Here is a 9,203-nt window from a genome sequence, read left to right on the forward strand (position 1 = left end):
GGCCGTAGCGCACGGGCAGTAACTGGACAGTTTCAAGCGTCAACGGACACACGCCAATTTGGCCGAAGGGAGTAGCGCTTTTGGACATGGCAACCAGATTGGCCATGTGGCCGCGCGGGGTCATGAAATCGGTCATGGCTGGCTCCCTTCCTGAGCCGCGCTGGCAAGTGCTTCTGCGCGCCACGAGCTGCCCTTGTCCAATGGATGGCGGTTCAGAAACAGCGCGAACGAACAGTCTTCCAGGCCTTGCTCCCCTACAAAACCATGAGCATTGCAATAAAGATAAAGCTCTTTCTCAGTCTCGAAACCGTGCTCGGCCGCCCGTTTAACCAAGTCTTGTAGATGCTCGTTACGCTCTTTATCGGTTAAATCAGCGTAGTAACCCGGGAAATAACGGCTCATGTGCCTGGACAGTTCGGCCACTGTCTTGCCCATGCTGGCGTTGTCCAGGCAAAGCCATTGTTTTGCACTCAAACGATAAGGCTTGGCATGATCCGACCTGGGCGTTTCGCCGGGTCGGATGTATTGGTGCCACCCGCCGTTTACAAGGTCGGCGGTTACGACGCGTTGGCAAGGGCCGAATAGCGCTGAATCAGCTAAGGCAAACAGTGCGTCGGCCACCGCTGGGTAAGCGATGCGCAGCAGCACCTCTTGTCCCGAGTGGTGTTCGACGCTTAGCAGCCAGCGTAAATGGGCTGTCAGTTGCTCCCAGGGCTCAGCACTGATCAGCAGGTAACCCCATTGCTGATCAATACAGGACAGGAATTGAGCCAAAATCGGATCGTCAGCGCTTTCGATACGAACCAGGCACGGCGACATCTGCTTGAGCGCCCCAAAGCGTGTGCCGGAATACAGCACGTTGACGGTTGGAGCGTCCGACCACTGATACAGCCGCTTTAACAGATTCTCGACCTGGACGCCGTCGAGCAACAAACCGACGCTCTGCTGCCAAAGAATGTCGCTGGGCAGGGCAACCTGTAAACGAGTAGCAGTGGCCAAGTTCATGCTCACAATCCTTCGTGTTTGACGAGAGCTGTAACTGTGGCTGGAAATTTGAGCTGGCGATGTCGGCGAGGGTCGATTCGATAAGTAGGACTTTTCCCAAGGCCAAAAAAAAGCCCCGCCGATCAAGGCAGGGCTTGGCTAGCAGCGCGAAACGATCAGATCGTTTCAGCCCACAAGTCGTACTCGTCAGCCTCGGTCACCCGGCACATGACTTTGTCGCCTGGCTTGAGGTCTTGGTCGCTGTCGATGTACACGGTGCCGTCGATTTCCGGGGCATCAAAGAAGCAGCGACCTACTGCGCCGCCATTTTCGTCGACTTCATCCACCAGCACTTCGATTTCCCGACCGACTTTCATCTGCAGGCGAGCGGCGCTGATTTCCTGCTGGTGCGCCATGAAGCGGTCCCAGCGATCTTGCTTGATGTCATCGGCGACGTGATCGCCCAAGGCGTTGGCAGAGGCACCTTCCACCGGCGAGTACTGGAAGCAGCCAACACGGTCGAGTTGCGCTTCGGTCAGCCATTCAAGCAGGTACTGGAAGTCTTCCTCGGTTTCGCCGGGGAAGCCGACGATGAAGGTCGAACGGATGACCAGATCCGGGCAGATTTCCCGCCAGTTTTTGATCCGCGCCAGGGTTTTATCTTCGAAGGCAGGACGCTTCATGGCCTTGAGGATGCGCGGGCTGGCATGTTGGAACGGGATATCGAGGTACGGCAGGATTTTACCCGCGGCCATCAACGGGATCAGCTCGTCGACGTGCGGGTAAGGGTAAACGTAGTGCAGACGTACCCAGACCCCGAGGGTGCTGAGGGCTTCGCACAACTCGGTCATCCGGGTTTTTACCGGCTGGCCGTTCCAGAAACCGGTGCGGTACTTGATGTCGACGCCATAAGCGCTGGTGTCTTGAGAGATCACCAACAGCTCTTTGACGCCGGACTTGACCAGACGCTGGGCTTCGTCGAGGACGTCGCCGACCGGACGGCTGACCAGCTTGCCGCGCATCGACGGAATGATGCAGAAGCTGCAGCTGTGGTTGCAGCCTTCGGAAATCTTCAGGTACGCGTAATGACGTGGCGTCAGTTTGATGCCTTGCGGCGGCACCAGATCAATCAACGGGTTGTGATTGAGATTAGGCGGCGCGGCATCGTGAACGGCCATCACCACCTGCTCATATTGCTGAGGGCCGGTGACCGACAGCACGCTTGGGTGCACCAGGCGAATCGCGCTTTCTTCCACGCCCATGCAGCCGGTCACAATGACCTTGCCGTTTTCCGCCAGGGCTTCACCGATCACTTCCAGCGACTCGGCTTTGGCGGTGTCGATAAAACCACAGGTATTGACCACCACGACATCGGCGTCCTGGTAGGTGGCAACGATTTCGTAGCCTTCCATACGCAGCTGAGTAAGGATGCGTTCGGAGTCAACGAGCGCCTTGGGGCAACCCAGAGAAACGAAGCCAACCTTGGGGGCGGACGGCGTGGTGACGGTGGACATGGCGAACCTCGGTATTTGGCTGACACCGGGCAAATGGCCGGGGTGTCGACGGGCGCTCAGTGCGCCTCTGATCAAAAAGTGCGCAATTCTAGCGGCGGCACCGTAGATTGACCAGCTTTATGCAGAGAATTACGACGAGTGCTGCGCTATGCTTCGCGGCGTTACGCCTAATCATCACGATGGCGTTAACCAGTATTTGTAATAACGGCGCTGGCTCAAGCACAACAGTGTGTTTTTGCAGCCCAGATATCGGTGGTAGGAGTGGTTAATGGGTCAGGCAATTAGTCAGGTAGACGCAGGGCATCATCCGGCAAAGCCTTTGAGTCTGCTGGTGGCAGCCGTCGGGGTGGTTTACGGCGATATTGGTACGAGCCCACTGTACACCCTCAAGGAAGTGTTCTCTGGGGCGTATGGAGTGCCGCTCGATCATGACGGCGTTCTGGGGATTTTGGCGCTGATCTTTTGGTCGCTGATTTGGGTTGTTTCGTTCAAATACATGCTGTTTGTGCTGCGGGCCGACAATCAGGGCGAAGGCGGCATCATGGCCTTGACCGCATTGGCACGCCGCGCTGCGTTACCGCATCCCCGACTGCGGGGCATGTTGGTGGTGTTCGGCTTGATCGGCGCGACGCTGTTTTATGGCGACAGCATGATTACCCCGGCGATCTCGGTGCTTTCAGCTATAGAAGGTATGGAACTGGCGTTCGACGGTCTGGAGCGTTGGGTGGTGCCTATCTCCCTGGTCGTATTGGTTGCGCTGTTTGTCTTGCAGAAGCACGGCACGGCACGGATCGGGATTCTGTTCGGGCCGGTGATGGTCACTTGGTTTCTGGTGTTAGCTGCCTTGGGTGTCTATGGGATCATTGACCACCCAGAAGTCCTGAAGGCGCTGAACCCTATGTGGGGGGTGCGTTTTTTCCTGGACCACCCAGGCATCGGGGTTTCGGTACTCGGCGCGGTGGTGTTGGCACTGACCGGTGCTGAAGCGCTGTATGCCGACATGGGGCACTTCGGGCGCAAACCCATTGCTCGTGCCTGGTTTATCCTGGTGCTGCCGGCGTTAGTGCTTAATTATTTTGGTCAGGGTGCACTGCTGCTCGGCGATCCCGCCGCAGCGCGTAATCCCTTCTTCCTGCTGGCGCCGAGCTGGGCCTTGATTCCACTGGTCGCGCTGTCGACCCTGGCAACCGTGATTGCCTCGCAAGCGGTGATTTCCGGCGCATTTTCCATGACGCTGCAAGCCATCCAGCTTGGCTATATCCCGCGTATGCACGTGCAACACACCTCCAGTTCGGCCCAGGGCCAGATCTACATCGGCGCGGTGAACTGGTCGCTGATGGTGGGTGTGATTCTGCTGGTACTGGGCTTCGAATCGTCCGGCGCGCTGGCTTCTGCGTATGGCGTCGCGGTAACGGGCACCATGCTCTGCACCTCGATTCTGGTGTCTGCGGTGATGTTGTTGTTGTGGAAATGGCCTCCCATTATTGCGGTCCCGATTTTCGTCGGCTTCCTGCTGGTGGACGGTGTGTATTTCGCCGCCAACGTGCCGAAGATCGTCCAAGGGGGTGCGTTCCCTGTATTGGCAGGGCTGGTGTTGTTTGTCCTGATGACCACGTGGAAGCGCGGCAAGCAGCTGCTGGTCGAGCGTTTGGAGGAGGGAGGTCTGCCGCTGCCGATCTTTATCAGCAGTATCCGCGTGCAGCCGCCCCATCGTGTGCAGGGTACTGCGGTATTTTTAACGGCGCGTCCCGACGCCGTACCCCATGCCTTGCTGCATAACTTGCTGCACAATCAGGTATTGCATGAGCAAGTGGTGCTGTTGACCGTGGTCTACGAGGATTCTCCGCGGGTGCCGGCGAGCCGACGCTTTGAAGTCGAAGCGTATGGCGAGGGGTTCTTCCGAGTGGTCCTGCACTTTGGCTTCATCGACGAGCCAGACGTACCTGCCGCGCTGAAGCTATGTCACTTGGCAGAGCTGGACTTCAGTCCCATGCGAACGACCTACTTCCTCAGCCGCGAGACGATCATTGCGTCCAAACTGGACGGCATGGCCCGGTGGCGAGAGGCGCTGTTCGCCTTCATGCTGAAGAATGCCAACGGCAACTTGCGCTTCTTCAACCTGCCATTTAACCGAGTGATCGAACTCGGTACACAGGTGGAGATGTAACGAGGATTTAGCGCGGTCCTAAGCGCCGCTTAGTCCTGGCGACGCTTAGTCATTGCCGCACCAACTGTAGGTTCTGCCGAAGGCTTCGATTCGACCGGGAACCGGTCGCCCTCGTTATACCGCTGAAGGGGCGCCGGTCGCCTACTACACTGGCCTATCGCAGCCTTCGGCAGCTCCTACAGGTTTTGTGTGTGCTGCGCGACAGCGCGGCGTCGAAGACGTGGCGGAACCTCCTACACGTTACGAAGCCGCTTCTCAGGCCTTCGGTTTGCCCTGACGCTTGTCAATCGCATCCGTCATGCGTTTGGCCAAGGCAGGGTAGTTCTCATCGAAGTGGTGGCCGCCTGGCAGCATGAGCTTCTCGCCCACGGCTGTTGATTCGGTGCAGCCGCTTTCCGCCGTTTCTTCTGCGCCATACACGCACAGCACTTTCTCAGGTGGCAGCTTGGCCATCTCAATGCCGGTAGGTGCTTCTTTGCCTGCGGTGCCCAGCCAGCCTTCGACCTGAATCTCAAAGCTGCCACTGCGTGCAAAGGCAAGCAGGACGATAGAATCGACGCGCTTTTGCTCATCCGGCGCCAAGCGGTTGTAGATCGCGGGTAATACATCGGCGCCGAACGAATAGCCCATCAGTACGAAGCGTTTGGTACCCCATTTCTGGCGGTAGTGATCCATCAACTCGGCGAGATCAAGGGCGGTTTGCTCGGGGGTTTTATGTTCCCAGTAATAGCGCAGTGTATCGATGCCGACCACGGGGTAGCCCATTTTGGCCATTTCCCCCGCGACGTCACGGTCGAGGTCACGCCAGCCGCCATCGCCTGACAGGAAAAGCGTCACGGTGTCGGTAGTCGCTCCGGCCGGGACTTCGACGACAGGGATTTTCAAACCGCCGCTTTGGTCATCCGGGACCAATTGTTGGCGCAGCTGGCTGTTGAACAGTTGCGGCAGGTGCACGTCGTAGTCGCTGATGCTGTTTTCAGCGTTGGGCTGATCGCGCACCAAGGTAGCCGCGGCGTCGTCCGGCCCATCGTTCCACGCGACGAACCAGTGACCGTGCGCTGCACTTTTCGGCACGTTGTCAACGCACGCAGGCGGGTCAAGGGAGAACCCTACTGAAACGGCTTTCGCGTTGTCATCGTTCTGCCCCGCCAGCCAACGCCAGGCCAGGGTCGCGCCAGGCCCGACACCGCCTACCAGCGTGGCAGGACCGTCGAGCTTCGTAAGGGCGGATGTCAGGGTTTTTTCCTGCAGCGCGCAATCGTCCTTGGGCAACGTTACTTGAACTACCTGGGCGCTACCGTCCTGGCTCAACGCCAATAGCTGTTTGTCTGTCAATCCTTCGTCAGCCAGCACCGCCAGGCCGATCCGCGCTTTAGCCTGGGTGCCGGGGGAAACACGGATCAGAGCCGAGCCATCTTCCAGAGTCAGGTGTTCCAGGGTCGGTTGAGGGGCAGGGCGGTTCCACAGCCAAAAGCCAAGTACCAGTGCGAGAACAATCAGGGCTGCAAGCAAAAAGCGCCAGTAGCGTTGAATCATTAGCGTTTCACCAATCCAGTCAGGCCGCCTGCAATCAGGGCGGCAGTGTCAGCCAGTGCCACGAGCGGATCAAGTCCGGCGGGTACGGCCATATAGCGGGGTTCCCAGTCAGGCTGGAACTTATCTTTGAAACGTCGCAGACCTTGAAAATTATACAGCTGTTCGCCTCGGCGGAAGACCATCGAGCCAAGGCGCTGGGTCAAGGGCGCACCACGGCGTGGTTGCAGGCCAGACAGCGGCACCATTCCCAGGCTGAAGCGTCCGTAACCCTGTTGCTTGTAGTGCAAAATCAGCCCGACCATCATGAATTCCATGGTCAGCTTTGGCGCATCCGGGTGAGCGCGCATCAAGTCCAGGCTGGCCAACTCGTGTTTTGATGTCTCCAGCAGGTTGGCGAATGCTACTGGCTTGCCTTCGAAATGAATAATCGCAATACGGAAATGTTGTAAGTAAGCCGGACTGAAGCGACCGAGCGAGAAGCCTTTCTCGCGCACGTTTTTGCCGGTGAGCCATGCGTCCGAGATGACCTTCAGCTCGTCCAGCGGCGCCTGACCGACCTCGTAGATCTCTAGCGATAAGCCGTCACGGCCGCCACGGTTCCAGGTGTACCGCAGGTCTTTCATTTCTTTGCCCTTGGACTCTATGTCGAAGCGCTGCAAATCGACCCGGGCTTCTTCTCCGAGCTTGATCGCGGTCAAGCCGATGTCCATGTAGAAGGGCAGGTTTTCCGCGCGCACCTGGTAGAACACCGGGCGGGCGTGGTGCAGGTCGCACAGGTCGCGAAACTGCCAAATCAACTCTGCGCGTTGCTGCGTAGGGCCAATAGGGTCGTAAAGGGCGACCAGGCTGCGGCCACGGCGTGCGTACATCATAAATGCCTTGCCGCTCGGGTGCAGCAACAGGGCTTTGTCACCGGTCAGCACAAGCCCACCGTCGGGCTGATCGGACGCGTTGACGATTTTCGCGGCCTGGGCCAGTTCCTCGGCGTTTGGCAAGGTAATGACCGGTCGGGCGGTGCGCAGCAGCCAGGTCAAAGAGACAACCACCAACAATACGGCGCTGCCCAAGGCAGAGCGTAAGGCGCGCGGTGCGTCGGAATTAAGCGTGAATTGCCACCAGAGTTCCTGGCTGTAAGGTACGTCTTGATAGGCGAACAGAAGTAGCCAAATGGACGCTGCGAGTACGCAAACGCTTGCTACCAGGTACAAGGGCGAAAACGGCAGTTCAAGCAGGCGACTTTGGCGATAGAACGAGCGCCGGAAGATTGCCAACAGAATCGCCGTCGAGATCAGCAGGGTCGCTTCTTCCCAATCAAAGCCCTTGAGCAACGAGAGCAGCGCGCCCACCAGCAACAGGACAGTAGTCAACATCCACGCCGCAGACAGTCGGCGGCGTAAACCTTGGGCCAGCAATAGGCACAGCACGCCAACCAGACTGGCGCCGAAGTGCGAGGCGTCAATCAATCGGTGCGGGAGCAAAAAGCCGAGGTGCCGAAGGCGTGAGTCAATCTCTGGCGTGGCGCCTGAGAACAGCAGCACCACACCGGACAAAAACACCAGCAGCGCAAGAATAGGCGCGGCCATACCCGAAGCCACACGCATGGCCTGGCTGGTGGGCATGAAACGCTGCGCTTCGGTGAACAGCAATGCCAGGCATGCCAGCAGCAGGGGCAGAACAACATAGATCAGCCGATACAGCAGCAAGGCCGCAGCCAATGGCGCGGCGCCCAGTTGGTCGGCAAAGGCGGCGAGTAGAATCGCCTCGAATACGCCGACGCCGCCAGGGACATGGCTGAGCACGCCGGCAGCCAATGCCAGCAGATAAACCAGTACGAAAGCGCCAAACGGCGGTGCATCCGGCAATAGCAAATAAAGCACCGTTGCTGCTGCCGCGACGTCCAGTGCAGTAATAACAAGCTGCATCCAGGTCAGGCGCACGCCAGGCAGGCGGAGTGTGCGACGGCCGGCGCGGACCAACAGGTTGTGCGCAATCGGTTGTTCAGGCAGACGACGGCGATAAATACCGGCAGCCAATAGTCCGCTGAGCAGCAGGATGGCGCCGGCTACCACCGCCAGCAACGTGGTGGACAGGTGCAGGGCGGCGGAGGCGGCGGGCAAATTGCTCAATGTGGCAAGCGCTGCCAAAGGAGGCAGGGCACAACCCAGTGACAGGCTGGCGAATAAGGTCATCCGCGCGACTTCGGCGGCCCCGAGGCCATGGCGTGCATATAACCGATAGCGCACAGAGCCGCCAGACAGCAGCGACAAACCCACCGCATTGCCTATCGCAAATGCAGTGAAGCCACCCAGAATCAAGGTTTTCGTGGGCAATTGCACGTTGGCATAACGACTTGCCGACCACTCATAGCCCAGCAACACGATGAATCCGACGACCGCGGCAGCAACCGCTCCGAACAACGCAGGCGTAGGCACGCTCAGCAGTGAGTCGTGCAGCGCATAAAGATCCAGCTCGCTCAATAGATGGCGGCAAGCAATCAGTGCGATGGAAAATAACAACAACGTCACTGCGAGCCCCAAGGGCTGGCGATATTTGCTCAGCAGTTCCAGCCAGCGCAGGCGAGTCGGCGCAACCGGGTGGGGAACCGTGACAGCTTCATTGGTTTCTTCGGACGAGGCGCGCATCAATCACTCCTTGGATCGTGCGCGACAGGATGGAGGTATACAGACAAGTTACCAATCCCTACGCAAAAAATATTTTCGGAATATTAGCGCGTCATAGTTTAACGAGCGAATGTAGCGGATTCGTTTCAGCCGATACTTTAATCGGCGGTAGACACCTATCCCTGGGATCGACACTTCTGACAAGCTTTTTGGCCTACTGTTCCGGAGCCTTTCCGGAAGACACAAAAAAGGCCACTCTTTCGAGCAGCCTTTTTCGATGTTTGGTTGCGGGAGCCGGATTTGAACCGACGACCTTCGGGTTATGAGCCCGACGAGCTACCAGACTGCTCCATCCCGCGTCTGTGTGGCGGCATTCTACAG

At 58.4% G+C, this 9,203-nt stretch carries 5 protein-coding genes and 1 tRNA gene; 1 reads left to right on the forward strand and 5 read right to left on the reverse strand.

Features of this window, described 5'->3' with window-relative positions:
• Positions 1 to 132: 132 nt before the first annotated feature.
• Together JWR17_RS05045 and rimO are read right to left on the reverse strand one after the other, a co-directional pair.
• On the reverse strand, positions 133 to 1,005 hold the full coding sequence (locus tag JWR17_RS05045; protein ID WP_299828921.1) for a DUF4123 domain-containing protein: 873 nt from the start codon (positions 1,003 to 1,005) through the stop codon (positions 133 to 135).
• Between the two features lie 155 nt (positions 1,006 to 1,160).
• Entirely contained in the window at positions 1,161 to 2,498 is a 1,338-nt protein-coding gene (rimO, locus tag JWR17_RS05050; protein ID WP_299828923.1) for a 30S ribosomal protein S12 methylthiotransferase RimO, read from the reverse strand.
• Positions 2,499 to 2,766: 268 nt separating this feature from the next.
• On the opposite strand from rimO, the gene JWR17_RS05055 reads away from it, so the two are divergent.
• Positions 2,767 to 4,665, forward strand: a complete 1,899-nt coding sequence (locus JWR17_RS05055) for a potassium transporter Kup (protein WP_299828925.1) — start codon at positions 2,767 to 2,769, stop codon at positions 4,663 to 4,665.
• Between the two features lie 255 nt (positions 4,666 to 4,920).
• On the opposite strand, the gene JWR17_RS05060 is transcribed toward JWR17_RS05055, so the two are convergent.
• From JWR17_RS05060 to JWR17_RS05070, 3 genes are all read right to left on the reverse strand, one after another.
• Entirely contained in the window at positions 4,921 to 6,201 is a 1,281-nt protein-coding gene (locus JWR17_RS05060; protein ID WP_299828927.1) for an AcvB/VirJ family lysyl-phosphatidylglycerol hydrolase, read from the reverse strand.
• On the reverse strand, positions 6,201 to 8,843 hold the full coding sequence (mprF, locus tag JWR17_RS05065) for a bifunctional lysylphosphatidylglycerol flippase/synthetase MprF (protein ID WP_299828929.1): 2,643 nt from the start codon (positions 8,841 to 8,843) through the stop codon (positions 6,201 to 6,203). Before mprF ends, JWR17_RS05060 begins: the two co-directional genes overlap by 1 nt.
• A 261-nt stretch (positions 8,844 to 9,104) precedes the next feature.
• A tRNA-Met gene (locus JWR17_RS05070) sits at positions 9,105 to 9,181 on the reverse strand.
• Between the last annotated feature and the right edge of the window lie 22 nt (positions 9,182 to 9,203).

This window comes from Pseudomonas sp. (assembly GCF_028293835.1).
GTDB lineage: Bacteria > Pseudomonadota > Gammaproteobacteria > Pseudomonadales > Pseudomonadaceae > Aquipseudomonas.

Bases quoted from the DNA above. Each gene is read 5' to 3' on its own strand.
- JWR17_RS05045 (WP_299828921.1), bottom strand. From the start codon at position 1,005: ATGAACTTGGCCACTGCTACTCGTTTACAGGTTGCCCTGCCCAGCGAC.
- rimO (WP_299828923.1), bottom strand. From the start codon at position 2,498: ATGTCCACCGTCACCACGCCGTCCGCCCCCAAGGTTGGCTTCGTTTCT.
- JWR17_RS05055 (WP_299828925.1), top strand. From the start codon at position 2,767: ATGGGTCAGGCAATTAGTCAGGTAGACGCAGGGCATCATCCGGCAAAG.
- JWR17_RS05060 (WP_299828927.1), bottom strand. From the start codon at position 6,201: ATGATTCAACGCTACTGGCGCTTTTTGCTTGCAGCCCTGATTGTTCTC.
- mprF (WP_299828929.1), bottom strand. From the start codon at position 8,843: ATGCGCGCCTCGTCCGAAGAAACCAATGAAGCTGTCACGGTTCCCCAC.